This window comes from Streptomyces sp. NPDC031418, from assembly GCF_055581605.1.
Window position 1 is genome coordinate 108,028 of record NZ_JBVIJC010000005.1, and the last position, 17,842, is coordinate 125,869.

Here is a 17,842-nt window from a genome sequence, read left to right on the forward strand (position 1 = left end):
CATACGGGAAGCACCGCTTCTGGCCTCAGTCTTCGGGGCAGCCGGTCAAAGAGGATGCGTTCCCGGCCACTTGGACCGCGCACGAGGCCGGATTGTTCTCTTGTCATGGCCTGTTCGCGGTGGTTGGCTGTGGCCCCTCCTGACGCATGCCGAGGGGATAATCGGACATGGCCGTACGCGGCCGGCATCGCCGGTTCCAGCCGAACAGGATCAACCGCGCCTCACTGACCGTCACCGCGGGCGGCGCCGGCCTCGCCCTCCCGCTGGTCGCCGCGGGCAGCGCCGACGCCGCCGACGCGGCCACCTGGAACAAGGTCGCCGCGTGCGAGTCCAGCGGCGACTGGGGCATCAACACGGGCAACGGCTATTACGGGGGCCTTCAGTTCACCCAGTCCACCTGGGAGGCGTACGGCGGAACCCGGTACGCGCCGCGCGCCGACCTCGCCGGCCGGGGCGAGCAGATCGCCGTCGCCGAGAAGGTCCTCGACGGACAGGGACCCGGCGCCTGGCCGGTGTGCTCGGTGCGCGCGGGACTGACCAGGGACGGCGGCGGCGCGCACACCGAGACCGTCGCGGCCCACCCGGCCGGCAGCAGCTCAGTGAAGGACGTACAGCCGCACACCACCCCCCAGTCGCGCGCGGGACGGGCCGAGATGTACACGGTCGTGCCCGGCGACACCCTCTCCGGGATCGCCGACGGCCACCACGTCCGGGGCGGCTGGCGCGGCCTCTACGCGGGCAACCGCGCGACCATCGGCGCCGATCCCGACCTGATCCTGCCGGGGCAGCGGCTCAGCCTGCGCGGCACCCCGACGGCCGGCCCCACGTCACCCGGGAAGAAGGAGCACGCGGGGCACAGGACCACCCCGCACCGGCCCCGGACCCCCGGCCACACCGTCGTCGCCCCGGTCGACGCGCCCATCGGCACCGGCTACCGGGTGGCCGGCTCGCACTGGTCGAAGGGGTACCACACCGGCGTCGACTTCCTCGTGCCGACCGGCACCACGGTGCGGGCGGCGGAGGCCGGGCAGGTGGTGGCGGCGGGCTGGGGCGGCTCCTACGGCTACCAGGTGGAGATCCGGCACGCCGACGGCCGCTACACCCAGTACGCCCATCTGTCGGCCATCTCCGTGCGGGTCGGCCAGCGGGTCACCGGCGGCCAGCGCATCGGCCGCTCCGGCTCCACCGGCAATGTCACGGGCCCGCACCTGCACTTCGAGGTGCGCACCGGACCCGCGTTCGGCTCGGACATCGACCCGCTCGCCTACCTCCGGGCCCACGGCGTCAGGATCTGACCCGCGCCCGGTGCCGGGGCGGCGTCGGCTCGGGGACGTACGGCACGCCCGATACGCGGCCGGCCGGCTTCTCGCCGTCGGCCGCGTCCACTCCGTACCCGTACCCGTCCTCGCCTTCGTCCCCGTTCCCGTCCTCGCCTCCGTCCCCGTTCCCGTTCGCGTCCCAGTCTCCGTTCTCGCCCGGGGGCGGGACGCGCAACTCCTCCCGTACGGCGGGCCCGTGCGGCTCGTCCGCCGCCCTGCCGCGCCCGGCCGACGCCCCTGTCGTCCCCGGCGCCGTCCGCTGCCCCGGCACCTCCACGGACACCGGCACCGCCGCCGAGGGCTCGGCGGTGGCCTCGATCCGCTCCGTCGTCAGCATGATCAGACCCCCCGCCGCCAGCACCCCGCAGCCCAGTGCCAGCAGGGTGCCGGTGGCGCCGTACCGGAACGACTCACCGAACATCAGAATGCCCACCGCGGCGGCCAGCACCGGGTTGGCCACGGTCAGCGTGGCCAGCGGGGCGGCCAGCCCACCACCCCGGTACGACGCCTGCGACAGCAGCACACCGGCGATGGCGAACAGGGCGATGACCGCGCAGCAGAACAGCTCGCGGCCGCCTAAGCCGCTCGCCCAGTCGACGGCGGCGGTCTTGGTGAACACCGACGAGCTGCCGAACGCCGTACCGGCGGCGGTCGCCAGCAGCACGCTGCGGACCGCCGGATGCCGGTGCGCGGCCAGCCCCGCGCACAGCAGCGCCGCCACCGCCCCGCCGGTGAGCAGCGCGACGGCCAACCGCTGCGGAGCGCCGAGGGAGTGCTCGCCGGAGGAACCGACCAGGGACAGCAGTCCGGCGAGGCCGACCGTGGCCATGACCGCCCCCCGCCAGGCCGTCGCCCCGGCCCGGCGCCCGACGCACACCGCCGACAGCGGCAGCGCCAGCACGATGGTCAGCGCGCCGAGCGGCTGCACGATGCTCAGCGGGCCGTAGGCCAGCGCGACGACATGCAGCACGCCACCGGCGCCGTTGAGCGCCAGCGCCCCCCACCAGCCCGGCCGGCGCAGCGGCAGACAGGCGCCGCCGGGAGAGGACACCGCGACCCGCTCCTGCACGATCGCGCCGCCCGCGTAGGCGAGCGCGGACACGAACGACAGCAGCACGGACAACGCGAGGGCGCTCATCGGCGTCTCTCCTGCGGGGGGCGTGGGCCCAGAGCCCGGCACGGCGTACGGTCGGCTTCCATGGCGCACACTCTGCCCGCCCGCGCCCCCTCCCGTCGTCGTACCTGAGCACACAATGCCTCCTACTGCCGATGGAGTACACCGGCCCGGTGATCATCCTTTGGGTGCGGATCCGCGCCGCTCACCCGCCCGCACCGATGCGGCGGCCGCAAGGGTGAGCGCGGACCCGGCGCCCGCGGCCACCGCCCGGCCTGGTACCTGTACCTGTCGTGGACCTCGACCTCGATCCCGAACTCGCCGCACTCCGCCCGCTGGGCGGCTTCTTCGTGCTGCGCACCACCGCCCCCGCGGGGGAGCACCCCGGTGCGCTGCCGACCCTCGCCGAGGCCTACGCGGGCGTGCCGGTGCCGGGGTACGGCGACCCGCTGACGCTGCGCGTCACCACCGTCGCCGGCCGGCTGCGCACCACCGAGCCGCGGGTCGCCGCGTCCATCGGGCAGCAGGGGCTGGCCGCCCGGCTGTGGTCGGCGGCCCTCGGCTGCGCCGTCCGGTACGGCCGGCTGCCCGACCTCGACCCGCGGCTGCTGCGCTGGGACCCGCTCGCCTCCGCCCCCGACGACCTGTGGCTCACCGAGGTGCGCCCGCTCCCCGGGGACGCGGCCGGCCTCGCCGACGCCGTGCTGCACGGCCATCTGGAGCCGTTGGCCGAGGCCCTGACCGGCCGTCACGGCGTCGCGGCGGGCCTGCTGTGGGGCAACGCGGGCTCCGCGCTCGCCGCGACCGCCCGGGAACTGGACCGCTGGGCCCGCGCCCACGGCCGTACCGACCTCGCCGCCAGGACCCAGGGCCTCACCGCGGAACTCTTCGCCCATCCGCTGCTGCGCGCCACCGGCACCCGCACCGGGACGGCGTTCCGCCGCCGCAGCTGCTGCCTGTACTACCGGGTGCCCGGCGGCGGGGTCTGCGGCGACTGCTGCTTCACCCGGCCCCCGCGCTCTTCCCCGGGCGCCGCATCTGGGTGACCATGAGAGGAACCTGCCGCCGAGACCAGGGGGTTGTCGGGTGCGAGTGGGACTGCTGACCCGGGAGTACCCCCCGGACGTGTACGGCGGCGCCGGTGTCCATGTGGAGTTCCTCGCCCGGGAACTGGCCGCCCTGGTCGACCTGGAGGTGCACTGCTGGGGCGAGGGCCGCGGCGTGGGCGTCGTACGCCATCGCCCCTGGGCCGCCCTCGACGGCTCGAACGACGCACTGCGCACCTTCTCGGTCGACCTCGCCATGGCCGCCGCGCTGGAGGGCCGCGAACTCGTCCACTCCCACACCTGGTACGCCAACCTCGCCGGCCATGTCGCCAAGCTGCTGTACGGCGTCCCGCACGTGGCGACCGCCCACTCGCTGGAGCCGCTGCGCCCCTGGAAGACCGAGCAGCTCGGCGGCGGCTACGCGCTGTCCGGCTGGGCCGAGCGGACCGCGCTGGAGGCGGCCGACGCGGTCATCGCGGTCTCCGGCGCCATGCGCGCGGACATCCTGGAGTGCTACCCCGCCCTGGACCCGGCCCGCGTCCACGTCGTCCACAACGGCATCGACACCCGCCTCTACCGGCCCCATCCCGGCACCGACGCCCTGCTCCGGCACGGCATCGACCCCACCCGCCCGTACGTCCTGTTCGTCGGCCGGATCACCCGGCAGAAGGGCGTGCCCCACCTGCTGCGCGCGGTACGGGACATCGACCCGGGAGTCCAGATCGTGCTGTGCGCCGGCGCGCCCGACACACCGGAGCTGGACCGGGAGTTCCGGGAGCTGTTCGCCGAACTGGGCCGGGTGCGCGCGGGGGTGTTCTGGATCCCGCAGATGCTGCCGCGCACCGAGGTGGTCCAACTCCTCACGCACGCCGCCGTGTTCGTCTGTCCCTCGGTGTACGAGCCGCTCGGCATCGTCAACCTTGAGGCGATGGCCTGTGGCACCCCGGTCGTCGCCTCCCGGGTCGGAGGGATACCCGAGGTGGTGGACGACGGCCGTACGGGCGTGCTGGTCGACATGGACGACGCCTTCCCCGCGCGTCTCGCCGGGGCGCTCGACGCCGTGCTCGGCGATCCGGCCGCGGCCCGGCGGATGGGCGAGGCCGGACGGGAGCGCGCGGCCGGGGAGTTCGGATGGGACGCGGTGGCCCGCCGTACCGCGGCGCTCTACGAGGACGTCCTCAAGCAGGCGTAGCGCCGTCTGCGCGGGGCAGCCATGGTTCAAGCAGGGTGAGGGGAGCGGCCATGCGTCGTGGAAAGCCTTCGGTGCTCGGGATCGTGCTGGCGGGCGGGGAGGGCAAGCGCCTGATGCCGTTGACCGCCGACCGTGCCAAACCCGCGGTCACCTTCGGCGGCACCTACCGGCTCGTCGACTTCGTGCTGTCCAACCTCGTCAACGCCGACATCCTGCGCATCTGTGTGCTGACCCAGTACAAGTCGCACTCGCTGGACCGGCACATCACCACCACCTGGCGGATGTCCAGCCTGCTCGGCAACTACGTCACCCCCGTCCCGGCCCAGCAGCGGCTCGGCCCGCGCTGGTACCTGGGCAGCGCCGACGCGATCCTTCAGTCCCTCAACCTCGTCCACGACGAACAGCCCGAGTTCGTGGCCGTGTTCGGCGCCGACCACGTCTACCGCATGGACCCGCGGCAGATGATCGCCCAGCACGCCGAGAGCGGCGCGGGGGTGACCGTCGCCGGCATCCGGGTGCCGCGCGCGGAGTCCTCCGCGTTCGGGGTGATCACACCGGGCTCGGACGGCCGTACCGTGGAGCGCTTCCTGGAGAAGCCCGCCGACCCGCCCGGGCTGCCCGACGACCCCGAAACCGTGTTCGCCTCGATGGGCAACTACGTCTTCACCACCAAGGCGCTGATCGACGCGCTGCACAGGGATGCCGAGGACGAGAGCTCCGTGCACGACATGGGCGGCTCGATCCTGCCCCGGCTCACCGCCCGCGGCGAGGCCGGGCTGTACGACTTCGAGGACAACCACGTGCCCGGCGAGACCACCCGCGACCAGGGCTACTGGCGGGACGTGGGCACGCTGGACGCCTACTACGAGGCGCACATGGACCTCATCGCCGAGCGGCCCGCGTTCAACCTCTACAACCGCCAGTGGCCCATCTACACCCACTCGGGCCAGCTGTCCCCGGCCCGCTTCAACGCGGGCGGCATCGCCGGCGAGTCCATCATCAGCGCGGGCTGCCTGATCCGCGGCCAGGTCACCCGTTCGGTGCTCTCGCCCGGGGTGCGCGTCGACCCCGGCGCGGTCGTCCAGGGCTCGGTGCTCCACGACAACGTGCACATCGGCCGCGGCGCCGTGGTCCGGGGCGCCGTCCTGGACAAGAACGTGGAGGTTCCGCCGGGCGCGACGATCGGCGTCAACCCGGAGCGGGACGCCGAGCTGTACACGGTCTCCAAGGGCGGGGTGATCGCCCTGGGGAAGGGCCAGCGGGTCCCCTGAGCCCCGGCCGGCCGCCGTCCACCCCGCGGTCCGCCGGTTCGGCCAGGCAGGCGAGCACGGTCGTGGGGCCGTCGCGCCCGTGTGCCGCGTCCGGACCGGGGAGTTCCGCACGGTCCTCCCGGGCCCAACTGGGCGGCGGCTGCGGCATGTTCGGGTGGTTCCTCGCGGGGCTCAGGTCCCGTGCGTACGGAGGTTGTCTCGCCATGGGCGCGCCCGGTGCGGGCGACGCGTTCCGTGTGATTCCTGTCGGTTGCCCGGGTTTGCGCCGCCCGGCCCTCAGGATGCAGGCAACGATGTCGAACCTCCGGAGGTCATCCGACATGAGAGGGACCCGGCGCACACGGCTGTGCCTGGCCGGGGTGATGGCAGCGTCCGCGCTGATCGCCACCCCCGCCGCACGGGCCGCCGAGCGGACCGACGGCCACCTCGCCGACCTGGTGAACCCCTTCATCGGGAGCCAGAACGAGGGCAACACCTTCCCGGGCGCGGCCGTGCCCTTCGGCATGGTCCAACTCTCCCCGGACACCGGGCACAGCACCGGCTACGACTACACCCAGGACCGCATCCGCGGCTTCTCCCTCGTCCACCTCTCCGGCGTCGGCTGCCGGATCGGCGGCGACCTGCCCGTCCTGCCCACCACCGGCGAGGTCACCCAGACGGACGCCGCCCGGTACGCGGCCGCCTTCTCGCACCGGGACGAGGAGGCGAGCCCCGGCTACTACCGCGTCGGCCTCGCCTCCGGCATCCGCGCCGAACTGACCGCGACCGCGCGCACCGGCGTGCAGCGCTACACCTTCCCCGCCACCGACAAGGCCAACGTCCTGCTGAACGCGGCCCAGGCACTGCACAAGCCGGGCGGCAGCAGGGTCGAGATCCTCGACGACCGCACCGTGCGCACGGAGATCACCGGCCACGGCTTCTGCCGGGACACCGGCCCGTACACCGTGTACACCGTCACCCGCTTCAACCGGCCCTTCACGGCGTACGGCACCTGGGACGGCCCGGCCGTCACCCCGGGCGCGCGCAGCGGGACGGGCGGCGCCTACGTCCGCTTCGACACCACCGGGGACCGCACCGTCGAGGCGACCACCGCGCTGTCGTACGTCGACGCGCGCGGCGCCGCCACCAATCTGCGGGCCGAGGGCGGGCGTTCCTTCGACGCCGTGCGCGAACGGGCGCGCGGGCAGTGGGAGCGGCGGCTCTCCGCCGTGCGGGTCCAGGGCGGCACGGGCACCCTGCGCCGTACCTTCTACTCCTCGCTGTACCGGTCGTTCCTGGCGCCGAACGTCGGCAGCGACGCCGACGGCCGCTACACCGGCTGGGACCGCCGCACCCATCACGCGGACGGCTACACGTACTACCAGAACTGGTCGCTGTGGGACACCTACCGCACCCAGGTCCAGCTGCTCGCGCTGCTCGCGCCGCGCGAGACCCGGGACATGGCCCGGTCGCTGCTCGCGGTCGACGAGGACGGCGGCTGGCTGCCCAAGTGGGGGTACGGGCCGGTCGAGACGAACGTGATGAGCGGGGACCCGGTCACCCCCTTCCTGACCACCGCCTACCAGACGGGCCTGCTCAAGGGGTTCGAGGAGCGGGCTTACCGCGTGCTCCGGAAGAACGCCGACGGGGTGCCGCCCGCCGACTACCCGGGCATCGGCCGCGAGGCCAACGCCGAGTACATCGAGCACGGGTTCGCGCCGTACATCAAGGACCGCCCGTACGCCAAGATGGGCGACTCCGACTACCACCACGGCGGCTCGGTCACCCTGGAGTACGCCCTCGCCGACGCGATGCTCGCCCAGATGGCCCGCGGTCTCGGCCACGAGGGGGACGCCGCGCGGTACGCGGCCCGGTCGCGCAACTACCGGAACGTCTTCGACCCGGCCACCGGCTTCTTCCGGGCGCGCGACGCCTCCGGCGCCTTCACCGGCCCGGCCGACCCGGCCCGCGGGACCGGCTTCCACGAGGGCACGCCCTGGCAGTACCAGTGGCTCGTCCCGCAGGACCTGCCCGGCATGATCGACCTGATCGGCGGCAGGAGCGCCGCGAACCAGCGCCTCGACCGCTTCTTCGCCTACGACCGGCTGCTCGCCGACCCGGCGCGCACCGCCCGCGAGGTGTGGGTGCACGGAGACCCGTACGCCTACTACAACGCGGCCGTGTACAACCCGATGAACGAGCCCGACCTCATCGCGCCGTACACCTACCTGGCCACCGGCCGGCCCTGGAAGACCACCGATGTCGTGCACGCGGCCCTGACCCTGTTCACCGACGGTCCCACCGGGATGACCGGCAACGACGATCTCGGCACGATGTCCGCGTGGAACGTGCTGTCGTCCATCGGCCTGTTCCCGATCCAGCCCGGCTACGACACCTGGGGCCTGTCCACCCCGGTCTTCGACCGGGTCGACCTCGCCCTCGACCGCCGCTGGTGGCCGAGCGGCCGGCTGACGGTCACGGCGCCCGGCACCTCCGCCGCCGACCGCTACATCCAGGACGTGCGCGCCGACGGACGGCCGCAGGCACGGACCTATGTGACGACGGGCGCGCTGCGCTCGCTGCGCTCCCTCGCGTTCACGGTCGGCCCGCGCCCGTCCGAGTGGGGTACGTCACCCGAGGCGGCCCCGCCCGTACTGAGGTGACCAGCTGTTTGCCGAGTTCCGCCCCGTTCCAGGGGCGGGACTTAATCCGCCGTTAACGGTGCGTAACTTGATCGTACTTGACCGTAATCGGCGGACAGGGATTGACTGCTGTGCATCCGTCGCCGACGTGTGAGGCAAGCCCTTGACTTCCGATCTGCTCGCTCCCCTCGACCTGGCGTTCTGGAACATGGAGTCCGACCGGCACCCGATGCACCTCGGTGCGCTCGGTGTCTTCGGCGCGCACTCGCCGACCGCGGGAGCGCACGCCGCCGACCTGCTCGCCGCCCGCGCCGCCGCCGTCCCCGGGCTGCGCATGCGCATCCGGGACGTCTGGCAGCCGCTCGCCTTCGGCGCCGCCGCCCGGGAACCCGACCCGGACTTCGACCCGCTGCACCACGTCCGGCTGCACGCCCCCACCGGCGACTTCCAGGCGGTCGCCGGCCGGCTGATGGAGCGCCCGCTGGAGCGCGGCCGGCCACCGTGGGAGGCGCACGTACTGCCCGGCGAGGACGGGGTGTCCTTCGCGGTGCTGTTCAAGTTCCACCACGCGCTCGCCGACGGGCTGCGCGCGCTCAAGCTCGCCGCCGGCGTCCTGGACCCCATCGACCTGCCCGAGCGCCCACCCCGGGCCATCGAACCGCCACGCGGCCTGCTGGCCGACGTGCGCCGGCTGCCCGGACTCGTCCCCGAGCTGGTCAGGGGCGCCCTGTCCGACGTCGGCCGGGCCCTGGACATCGGCGCCTCGCTGGCCCGCTCGACCCTCGGCATGCGCCCGACCTCCGCGCTCACCTCCCCACCCAGCGGCACCCGCCGCACCGCCGGGGTCGTCCTCGACATCGACGATGTGCACCGGGTGCGCAAGACCGTCGGCGGCACCGTGAACGACGTCCTCATCGCCGTCGTCGCCGGTGCGCTGCGCCGCTGGCTGGACGAGCGCGGCGACGGCAGCAAAGGGGTGGCGCCCCGCGCCCTGATCCCCGTCTCGCGGCGCCGCCCGCGCACCGCGCAGCCGCAGGGCAACCGGCTCTCCGGCTACCTGATACCGCTGCCGGTGGACGAACCCGACCCGCTCCACCGCCTCGGTGCCGTGCGGGCCGCGATGGTCCGGAACAAGGACGCGGGCCCCGACCGGGGCGCGGGTGCCGTCGCCCTGCTCGCCGACCATGTCCCCGCGCTCGGCCACCGGCTCGGCGGCCCGCTGGTCGGCCAGGCCGCCCGGCTGTGGTTCGACATCCTCGTCACCAGCGTGCCGCTGCCGGGGACCGGGCTCCGGCTCGGGGGCCACGAACTGGCCGAGGTGTATCCGCTGGCGCCGCTCGCGCCCGGGCAGTCCCTGGCGGTGGCGATCTCCACCTACCGCGGCCGGGTCCACTACGGCCTGGTCGCCGACGCACAGGCCGTGCCGGACCTGGACGTGTTCGCGCGGGCGGTGGTGGAGGAGGTCGGGTCGCTGCTGGTGGCCTGCCAGGCCTGAGCCACGGTGGCGGGAGGTGGGGCGGAGCCGGTCCGCCCCACCAGCCCCAAAGGCCCCACCAGCCCCAAAAAAGCCCCGGCAGACCCGGTTCTGATCACGGGTTTGGTGGCCGGGCCCACCGCTTCGTAAAATTCAGCGTTCGAAAGCGGGCGCGAGTCGGAGCGCTGCGCGGGTGATCAGGGAAGCGGCAGCGCGATGACGGTGACAGAAGACGGCCCCACGGCCATGGACGAGGTCGTCTACGGCCCCGGTATCGACCCGGAGCGGCTCGCCGTCTGCCTGAGCGTGCTGGAGGAGCTGGACCGGCTCGACGTGGACCACCCCGACGCCATCGCGGTGCGCCGGGCCACCTCGCACATCTACCGCACGGTGAAGCAGCGCCGCCGCCAGGAGCGCCGGGCCGCCAAGACCGCGCACGACAAGGCGGTCACCGAGGCCACCGCCACCGGCTCCGCCGAGCGCATCGACGACGAGACCGAGGGCATCCTTCCCTCCTCCAAGGTCGAGGAGGGAAGGATCGCGGGCATACTCCAGCGCCCGCGCTCCTGCTACACCTGCAAGACCCGCTATGTCGAGGTCGACTACTTCTACCACCAGCTCTGTCCCGAGTGCGCCCGGCTGAACCGGACCAAGCGGGACGCCCGCGCCGACCTCACCGGCAAGCGCGCCCTGCTCACCGGCGGCCGCGCCAAGATCGGCATGTACATCGCGCTGCGGCTGCTGCGGGACGGCGCGCACACCACCATCACCACGCGCTTCCCCAAGGACGCCATCCGCCGGTTCAAGGCGATGGAGGACTCGGCGGACTGGCTGCACCGGCTGGAGGTCGTCGGCATCGACCTGCGCGACCCGGCGCAGGCCGTGGCCCTGTCCGAGCAGGTCGCCGAGGCCGGCCCGCTCGACATCCTGATCAACAACGCCACCCAGACCGTGCGCCGGCTGCCCTCCGCCTACGCGGCCCTGGTCGAGGGCGAGAACGCCCCGCTGCCCGCCGGTGAACTCCCCGCCCACCAGGTCATCGGCGCCTTCAACTCCGGCGCCGTCGACGGCATCGCCGCGCTGCCCGTCGGCACCAGCGGCCTGGAGGCGCAGAAGGTCGCCGACCTCGCCCTGGTCGCGGGCAACGCCAGCGTCGCCCGGCACCTGGACGGCACCGCCATCGACGCCGGCGGCCTCCTCCCCGACGTCGTGGAGAGCAACACCTGGGTGCAGACCATCGAGCAGATCTCCCCGGTCGAGCTGCTCGAGACCCAGCTGTGCAACTACACCGCGCCGTTCATCCTCATCAGCACGCTGCGCCCGGCGATGGCCGAGGCCGCGCGGAAGGCGTCCAGCGGGCGCTCGTACGTCGTCAACGTCTCGGCGATGGAGGGCGTCTTCAACCGTGGCTACAAGGGCGCCGGTCACCCCAACACCAACGCCGCCAAGGCGGCCATGAACATGGTCACGCGGACCAGCGCCGACGAGATGTTCCGGACCGACGGCATCCTCATGACCTCCGTCGACACCGGCTGGATCACCGACGAGCGCCCGCACTTCGACAAGCTGCGGCTGGCCGAGGAGGGTTTCCACGCCCCGCTCGACCTGGTCGACGGCGCCGCTCGCGTATACGACCCGATCGTCCGCGGCGAGGCCGGCGAGGACCTCTACGGCGTCTTCATGAAGGACTACGCGCCCGGCAAGTGGTGACCGGACGTTCGCACACGTAGGCCGGACGGGTGATTCAGTCGACCCCTCATGTGCTGCGCTTGGTTACAAATAGCGGCATATTGAGGGGTATTGAGGGGCTGGGCTTAGCGCGATAGTTACACCAAGTTTGCGCTCCCTATCGAGCGCAGGGGCGCTCATTTGGTTAACCTGAGGTGGACGGACAGCAGTCAGGGGTCCCACCCACACCCACCGTCCGTCCCGGGGCGAGCCGGTCGACAACGGCCTGCTCCGCATGAGGTACCGGCGCCACCGCGTCCGAACTGGCCCTGTATCCAGACCTGAGCGGGCGTTGACCGCCGGAACGCAAGCTGTCCGGTATGCCCCAAGGGTGACCCGACACATAAGGAGTGCGCGGTGACACCGGAGAAGACGAATCCCGAACAGCGCCCCAAGGAACGCACGGAGCGCACGGGCCGGCGGCCCGGAGAGATCGGCAGCCTCGACGTCTGGGCCCGGTCGGCCCCGATCCGCCTCGCCGGCTACGAGGACGACCTCGCCGAACCCCACATCCTGCCCAGCGTGGACTGACCCCCGGGCCACCTCCGCACGATGGCGCACGCATGGGCGTGACATGACAGACTCACGCCCATGCAGATCAGAGAAGCCGTGGCCGAGGACTGGCAGCGGATCTGGCCTTTCTGGCACCGCATCGTCGCCGCCGCCGAGACCTACTCCTGGGACCCCGACACCACCCAGGAAGCGGCCCGCGCACTGTGGATGGCCCCGGCCAAGCGCGTCTACGTCGCCGAGGACCACGACGGCACCGTGGTCGGCTCCGCCTGTCTCACCGCCAACTACGGCGGACCCGCGGCCCGCGTGGCCAACGCCGGCTTCATGGTCGACCCGGACCACACCGGCCGCGGCATCGGCCGCGCCCTCGCCGAGCACGTCCTGGCCGAGGCCCGCACGCACGGCTACCGCGCGATGGTCTTCAACGCCGTGGTGGAAACCAACCCCGCCGTCCGCCTGTGGACCTCCCTCGGCTTCACCGTCCTCGGCACGGTCCCGGCGGCGTTCGACCATCCCCGGCACGGACCGGTGGGTCTGCACATCATGTACCGCGCCCTTGACTAGGGCCTGTCTTTCGGACGCCGGCAAGATCCGAAAGGCAGGCACTGGGGTCCGTCACTGACGCGGGACCTCGATGCCCGCCGCGCGCAGATGCCCTTCGATCAGCGTGTTCAGCCGTGCGATGGACGGTGCCTCGTCCTCCCGATGATGGTTGACCACGCCGTACCGGGAGGCCGCGTCGGGCCGGTGCCGTCGTACGGTCGGCATCGTCAGCAGCGCGCGGTCGGCCAGCAGGTTGGCGGCCACCGCGGAGGCCAGCTCCTCGATCCGCGGGTCGTCGGGATCCCAGGACCGCGCCTCCCAGCCGCGCTTGGTCAGCTCGACGAACTCGGGGTCGCCGAGCCGGTGTTCGAGGTTGACCAGGAAGAGGTCGAAGACCTCGGGAGCGAGCGCCCGCGACAGCACCAGGGCCTCCCGCTGGGTGGTGACGTAGTCGGGGCTGAAGCCGAGCTCGGCGAGTCGGTCCAGGACCGCGCAGGCCCGGTCGGGCAGCAGGGCCCGATCGCCGTGGGCGAGCCGGTGCAGGGTGTCGCGGCGGGCGGTCAGCTCCTCGATCTGTGCGGTGAGCCGGCGGCGGACGTCGTCCAGGGCGGTGGCGAACCGCTCGGGCTCGGCGTCGAGCAGCTCGCCGATCTCGGCCAGCGGCACGCCCGCCCCCGCCAGGGCCCTGACCTGGACAAGGCGCAGCAGATCGGCTGACCCGTAGCGCCGGTAGCCGGAATGGTCCCGTTCCGGTTCGGCGACCAGGCCGAGCCGGTGGTAGTGCCGCACCGTCTTGACGGTGATACCGACGAAAGCCGCCGCCTGACCGATCGTGAGCCCGTCTGCCATGGGGCGAGGCTAGCCCTCATCTGTCGCCTTGACCTTGACCTTGGGGCAGGGTCCACGCTCCTCTCACACCCGCTGACGCGAGATGAGGGAATCACCATGAGTGAGCAGAACACCGCCGCCGCGCAGGACCGCCCCGAGCTGCGGAAGGCCATGCAGGAGATCGTCGACGCCGGTTTCGCCGGCGTGCAGCTGCGCGTGAACGACGAACTCGGAGAGTGGGTCGGCAGCGCCGGGGTGAGCGAGCTGGGCCGGACCGCGAAGCCGCCGACCGACGGGCACTTCAGGGTCGGCAGCGCCACCAAGACCTTCGTCGCGACCGTCGTCCTGAAGCTGGTGGCCGAGGGCCGGCTCGGTCTCGAGGACCTGGTGGCCGACCACCTGCCCGAGTTCGGGCTCGACCGGCGGATCACGGTACGGATGCTCCTCCAGCACACCAGCGGGCTGTTCAACTTCACCGGCGAGTTCTCCCAGGACGGGTCGGTCGAGGCCGGTGTGGTCGCCGGATGGGGCAAGGAGTGGGCGGACCTCCAGCATGCGACCTACCGGCCGGAGGAGCTGGTGCGGGGCGCGCTGGCGAAGCCGGCGCGGTTCGAGCCGGGAACGGCCTGGAGCTACTCCAACACCAACTACGTCCTGGCCAGGCTGCTGATCGAGCAGGTCACCGGCCGCTCGCTGCCGGAGGAGACGCACCGGCTGATCCTGGGCCCGCTTCGGCTGACGGGCACCCTGCTGCCGGAGACCGGCGAGGAGATCCCCGAGCCGCACGCCCACGGCTACTACGGCTACGACGACGCCGGCCGGTGGAAGGTCATCGACACCACCCGCTTCAACCCCTCCTGGATATCCGCCGCCGGCGACATGATCTCGACCAGCCGGGACCTCCACACGTTCTTCGCCGCACTGAACGGCGGCACGCTCATCCCGTCCGAGCTGCTGGCCGAAATGCGCGTCCCGGACCCCCCGATGGGTTACGGACTGGGCGTGTTCGTGGAGGAACTGGACGGCGGCGGCACCGTCCTCCACCACAACGGAGGGTTCTGGGGCTGGGGCGCGCTGATGTACAGCACGCCCGACGGCACCAAGACCCTGACCGGCTCGCTGACCTCCGGGGACGCCGAAATGGACCTGCCCACCATGGCCGGGACGTTCGAGAAGGTGAAGCAGACCCTGGTCAAGGCGGTGTTCGCCTAGGGGGGCGTCCCCGGGACGGCGCCGCTAGCCCGCCACCGGCGCCGTCCGCCGCCAGGGGTGCAGCCGCTCCAGCTCCTCCGCCACGGCCAGCAGGGTGGCTTCCGTGCCCGGGCGGCCGACGAGCTGGACGGCGCACGGTGCGCCCGAGGGCAGGGTGCCGAAGGGGACGGACATCGCGGGCCAGCCCGTCAGGTTCCACGGCGGGGTGAACGGCGAGTACGCCGTGTTGGCCAGCACATTGCGCAGCCAGCCGTGCTGGTGCCACGGCCCGGCCTGCGGGGAACGCCGGGCCAGCGCCGGGGTGAGCAGCACGTCGTGCTCGGTCAGGAACGGCAGCAGCCGGTTCCGCAGCCGCTCCCGGCCGTCGCCGGTGCGCACCGTGCGGACGAACCGCCGGCCCACCGCCGCGTGCACCCGGGTCCGCGGGGCCAGCCGCGCCGGATCCAGCGCCGCCGCGTCCACCGCCGTACCCGCCGTCCAGTGCTGGAGCGAGGTCACGCCCAACGACAGCGGGTACGGCGGCTCGGCCCGCCGCACCCGGTGCCCGGCCCGCGCCAGCAGCCCCGCCGCCTGCCGCACCGCGGTCGTGTACGGGCGGCTCACGCGCACCCCGGCGAGCGGACTGCGCAGCCCCACGGCGATCGTCAGACGGGCCGGCTCGTCCGCCGCCGGGACATCCGTGCCGCCCAGCACACCGAGCATCAGCCGCAGATCCGCCACCGTCGTGGCCAGCGGACCGTTCTCCGACATACCGAACCAGTCGCCGTTGCCGATCCCCGCCGGCAGCACCCCGTGTCCCGGCTTCAGCGTCACCAGACCGCAGTTGGCGGCCGGGATGCGCAGCGAGCCCATGCCGTCGTTGCCGAGCGCCAGCGGCACCAGCCCCGCGGCCACCGCGGCCGCGCTGCCCCCGGAGGAACCGCCCGCCGTACGGGAGGGATCCCACGGATTGCGCGTGGTGCCGTACACCCCCTCCGTGGTGCCGAAGACACACAGCTCGGGCACGTTCGTCAGACCCACCACGACCGCACCGGCGGCCCGCAGCCGGGCCACCGTGACATGGTCCTCGGCGGCCGGTGTGTCGGCGGTGGCGGCCGAGCCGTTCCGGCACGCCTCACCGCGCACGGCCAGATTGTCCTTCACCGCCACCGGCACACCGGCGAGCGGCAGTTCGGCGAGGTCGGAACGGGCGGCCACCTCGTCCGCCTCGGCGAGCGCCGCCGCGCCGCGGACCTTCCGGAACGCCTCGATCCGTCCGTCGAGCCGCTCGATCCGCGCGAGGTGCTCGGCCACCACCTCCCGGGGCGTGACCCGCTTCCCGCGCACAGCGTCGGCGATCTCGATGGCGCTCCGCCCGGCCCAGTTCCCCACGGCACTCCTCGACTACTCGCTGGTATCAAGCACGGTGCAGGGAGAACTGTGCCGCCTCCGCGCCGCCACGTCGAGAGGCGGGCGGGCGTACCGTCCGCGGACCCGGTGGGCGGGGTACGACCACCACGGTCCGGGTCTCGCTGCTGCGCGCGCCCCACGCCATCACGGCAGCGGCCCGAGGTCTCCTTCGAGGGCGGTCTGGATGATCGGGGGCCGGTCCCACAGGGCCAGCAGTTCATTGGCGAGCGCCACGACCGGCAGCGGATCCTCGGTGCCGTACACCGAGACGGCGGCGGCCGACAGGGTGCGCGGCACGGCTTCGGCGTCCAGGAGGCGGCGCCAGTCCGCGGGACCGAGTTCCAGGAACTCCAGCCCGGTGAGAGCGGCGATCTCCAGCGGATCGGCCAGCGTGCCGGGGTAGGCGGTGAGGGTCCGCAGCCGGGGCAGCCCGACGACCGGGGCCAGGCTGAGCGGTTCGGCGTCCCACACCCCGATGGACAGGACCTCCAGGCCGGGGTGCGCGGCGGCCTCGACACCGGGCACGCCAACGCCACTGCTGTTGACGTACGCCACCGCCTCCGGCCCGCCCGTACCTTGCGAGCCTCTGCCGTGCTCGACGTGCCGGCCCAGCACCAGATCGGTCAGCGAGTGGGCGATCAGTTCGGCGCCGATGTTCTCCTCATGGCCGATCATGATGATCTGCCCCAGGTGGCCGCGTGGGCCGGGCGTCAGATCGACGGCCAGCCGGTCGCCGCCGCCGTTGTCCCCGAACACGATCCAGCCGGGGGAGCCGACCAGGCCCTGCACGGCGGCGTCCGGCGGGGTGACGACCGCTTCCTTGGCCGCGAACCGCCAGGGGCAGCGCCGGGACGACGCGACGGCGACGTAGAGGTCGTCGAGCGGGAAGAGTTCGCAGCCGACCGCTCTGCACTCGCGTTCCGCCGCCTCGTCGTCGTCACCCCAGTCCTCCCAGCGGGCCCGGGTCACCCGGTAGAGCGCCTTCAGCTCCTCGGGCAGGGCGATGCAAAGGCGCGCTTCGGCCGCCGCGATCTCCTCCTCCGTCGCGCCGACGGCGCCGGGCAGCCGCTCGCGGAGCGTGCGGTGCAGGAGCCGTACGTCGGCGGACGGGGCCGGCACCGCCCCCGGCACCGGTTCGGGTCCGCGGCGCCACGGCTCGGGCACGGCGCCCTCGACCAGCACGAGCGCCCCCGGATGCGGCCTGCCGAGGCCGGGCTCCACGGCCGGACTGGGGGCGAGCAGCCGCAGTACCGTCCTGCCGTCCGGTGCCGTCTGCGCCGTGAACGAGATGTCACCGATGCCGGCTTCCGCGAGCGCGCCCTGCACCCGCTCCACGGCCTCGACCTCCTCGCGCATGTCCTCGTACTGCGCGGCCCGGCCCGGCCGCCGCCGGTGCCGCACGGGCAGACTCCAGCCGTGCCGGCCTATGTTCCCCGCGACGCGGAGACCGGCCGCGTTTTGTTCGGCCGCAGCGCTGCCCCGCAGCAGCCGCAGCACGGGCGCCCAGGTCGCGAAGTCGTGGAGCGAGGCGGAGGACGCAGGGGAAGCCGGGGAAGGCGGGGGAGGGATCCGATCAACCATGCTCCGACCGT

14 protein-coding genes are annotated in these 17,842 nt (G+C 73.2%); 10 read left to right on the forward strand and 4 right to left on the reverse strand.

Features of this window, described 5'->3' with window-relative positions; all coding sequences use genetic code 11:
• Window positions 1–167 precede the first annotated feature (167 nt).
• Window positions 168–1,295, forward strand: a complete 1,128-nt coding sequence (locus ACZ5CZ_RS08205) for a transglycosylase family protein (protein WP_468940354.1) — start codon at window positions 168–170, stop codon at window positions 1,293–1,295.
• Here the strand turns inward: ACZ5CZ_RS08205 and ACZ5CZ_RS08210 are convergent.
• Window positions 1,285–2,457 carry a DMT family transporter gene (locus ACZ5CZ_RS08210; protein WP_468940357.1) on the reverse strand — a complete coding sequence of 391 codons (1,173 nt, stop codon included), beginning with the start codon at window positions 2,455–2,457 and terminating at the stop codon, window positions 1,285–1,287. The genes ACZ5CZ_RS08205 and ACZ5CZ_RS08210 overlap by 11 nt on opposite strands.
• A gap of 269 nt (window positions 2,458–2,726) precedes the next feature.
• Here ACZ5CZ_RS08210 and ACZ5CZ_RS08215 point away from each other — a divergent pair, with 269 nt between their 5' ends.
• The 8 genes from ACZ5CZ_RS08215 to ACZ5CZ_RS08250 all read left to right on the forward strand — a co-directional run bounded on the left by ACZ5CZ_RS08215 (window position 2,727) and on the right by ACZ5CZ_RS08250 (window position 12,842).
• The gene (locus ACZ5CZ_RS08215; protein ID WP_468940360.1) at window positions 2,727–3,479 is read left to right on the forward strand and encodes a (2Fe-2S)-binding protein; all 753 of its coding nucleotides are present in this window, start codon (window positions 2,727–2,729) and stop codon (window positions 3,477–3,479) included.
• 40 nt (window positions 3,480–3,519) lie between these two features.
• Window positions 3,520–4,671: a glycogen synthase gene (glgA, locus tag ACZ5CZ_RS08220; RefSeq protein ID WP_468940363.1), complete on the forward strand. Its 1,152-nt coding sequence runs from the start codon at window positions 3,520–3,522 to the stop codon at window positions 4,669–4,671.
• Window positions 4,672–4,721: 50 nt separating this feature from the next.
• Window positions 4,722–5,942, forward strand: coding sequence for a glucose-1-phosphate adenylyltransferase (glgC, locus tag ACZ5CZ_RS08225; RefSeq protein WP_385846126.1), 1,221 nt, complete (start codon window positions 4,722–4,724; stop codon window positions 5,940–5,942).
• A gap of 320 nt (window positions 5,943–6,262) precedes the next feature.
• Window positions 6,263–8,584, forward strand: a complete 2,322-nt coding sequence (locus tag ACZ5CZ_RS08230) for a GH92 family glycosyl hydrolase (RefSeq protein WP_468940367.1) — start codon at window positions 6,263–6,265, stop codon at window positions 8,582–8,584.
• Between the two features lie 142 nt (window positions 8,585–8,726).
• Entirely contained in the window at window positions 8,727–10,058 is a 1,332-nt protein-coding gene (locus tag ACZ5CZ_RS08235) for a wax ester/triacylglycerol synthase family O-acyltransferase (RefSeq protein ID WP_385846124.1), read from the forward strand.
• Window positions 10,059–10,253: 195 nt separating this feature from the next.
• Window positions 10,254–11,747, forward strand: coding sequence for an SDR family NAD(P)-dependent oxidoreductase (locus tag ACZ5CZ_RS08240; RefSeq protein ID WP_468940370.1), 1,494 nt, complete (start codon window positions 10,254–10,256; stop codon window positions 11,745–11,747).
• A gap of 375 nt (window positions 11,748–12,122) precedes the next feature.
• On the forward strand, window positions 12,123–12,296 hold the full coding sequence (locus ACZ5CZ_RS08245; RefSeq protein ID WP_385846121.1) for a hypothetical protein: 174 nt from the start codon (window positions 12,123–12,125) through the stop codon (window positions 12,294–12,296).
• A 60-nt stretch (window positions 12,297–12,356) separates the two neighbouring features.
• Window positions 12,357–12,842, forward strand: coding sequence for a GNAT family N-acetyltransferase (locus ACZ5CZ_RS08250; protein WP_468940373.1), 486 nt, complete (start codon window positions 12,357–12,359; stop codon window positions 12,840–12,842).
• Between the two features lie 51 nt (window positions 12,843–12,893).
• Here ACZ5CZ_RS08250 and ACZ5CZ_RS08255 read toward each other — a convergent pair whose 3' ends face one another.
• Complete coding sequence (locus tag ACZ5CZ_RS08255) at window positions 12,894–13,670, reverse strand: MerR family transcriptional regulator (RefSeq protein ID WP_468940375.1); 777 nt, start codon at window positions 13,668–13,670, stop codon at window positions 12,894–12,896.
• Between the two features lie 96 nt (window positions 13,671–13,766).
• Between ACZ5CZ_RS08255 and ACZ5CZ_RS08260 the strand changes: the two genes are divergently transcribed.
• On the forward strand, window positions 13,767–14,861 hold the full coding sequence (locus ACZ5CZ_RS08260; protein ID WP_468940378.1) for a serine hydrolase domain-containing protein: 1,095 nt from the start codon (window positions 13,767–13,769) through the stop codon (window positions 14,859–14,861).
• A 24-nt stretch (window positions 14,862–14,885) separates the two neighbouring features.
• On the opposite strand, the gene ACZ5CZ_RS08265 is transcribed toward ACZ5CZ_RS08260, so the two are convergent.
• Together ACZ5CZ_RS08265 and ACZ5CZ_RS08270 are read right to left on the reverse strand one after the other, a co-directional pair.
• Window positions 14,886–16,232: an amidase gene (locus tag ACZ5CZ_RS08265; RefSeq protein WP_385846115.1), complete on the reverse strand. Its 1,347-nt coding sequence runs from the start codon at window positions 16,230–16,232 to the stop codon at window positions 14,886–14,888.
• A gap of 162 nt (window positions 16,233–16,394) precedes the next feature.
• Window positions 16,395–17,831, reverse strand: coding sequence for an SMI1/KNR4 family protein (locus tag ACZ5CZ_RS08270; RefSeq protein WP_468940381.1), 1,437 nt, complete (start codon window positions 17,829–17,831; stop codon window positions 16,395–16,397).
• Window positions 17,832–17,842 lie beyond the last annotated feature (11 nt).

Bases quoted from the DNA above. Each gene is read 5' to 3' on its own strand.
- ACZ5CZ_RS08270 (WP_468940381.1), bottom strand. From the start codon at position 17,831: ATGGTTGATCGGATCCCTCCCCCGCCTTCCCCGGCTTCCCCTGCGTCC.
- ACZ5CZ_RS08210 (WP_468940357.1), bottom strand. From the start codon at position 2,457: ATGAGCGCCCTCGCGTTGTCCGTGCTGCTGTCGTTCGTGTCCGCGCTC.
- ACZ5CZ_RS08205 (WP_468940354.1), top strand. From the start codon at position 168: ATGGCCGTACGCGGCCGGCATCGCCGGTTCCAGCCGAACAGGATCAAC.
- ACZ5CZ_RS08255 (WP_468940375.1), bottom strand. From the start codon at position 13,670: ATGGCAGACGGGCTCACGATCGGTCAGGCGGCGGCTTTCGTCGGTATC.
- glgC (WP_385846126.1), top strand. From the start codon at position 4,722: ATGCGTCGTGGAAAGCCTTCGGTGCTCGGGATCGTGCTGGCGGGCGGG.
- ACZ5CZ_RS08230 (WP_468940367.1), top strand. From the start codon at position 6,263: ATGAGAGGGACCCGGCGCACACGGCTGTGCCTGGCCGGGGTGATGGCA.
- ACZ5CZ_RS08240 (WP_468940370.1), top strand. From the start codon at position 10,254: ATGACGGTGACAGAAGACGGCCCCACGGCCATGGACGAGGTCGTCTAC.
- ACZ5CZ_RS08250 (WP_468940373.1), top strand. From the start codon at position 12,357: ATGCAGATCAGAGAAGCCGTGGCCGAGGACTGGCAGCGGATCTGGCCT.
- ACZ5CZ_RS08260 (WP_468940378.1), top strand. From the start codon at position 13,767: ATGAGTGAGCAGAACACCGCCGCCGCGCAGGACCGCCCCGAGCTGCGG.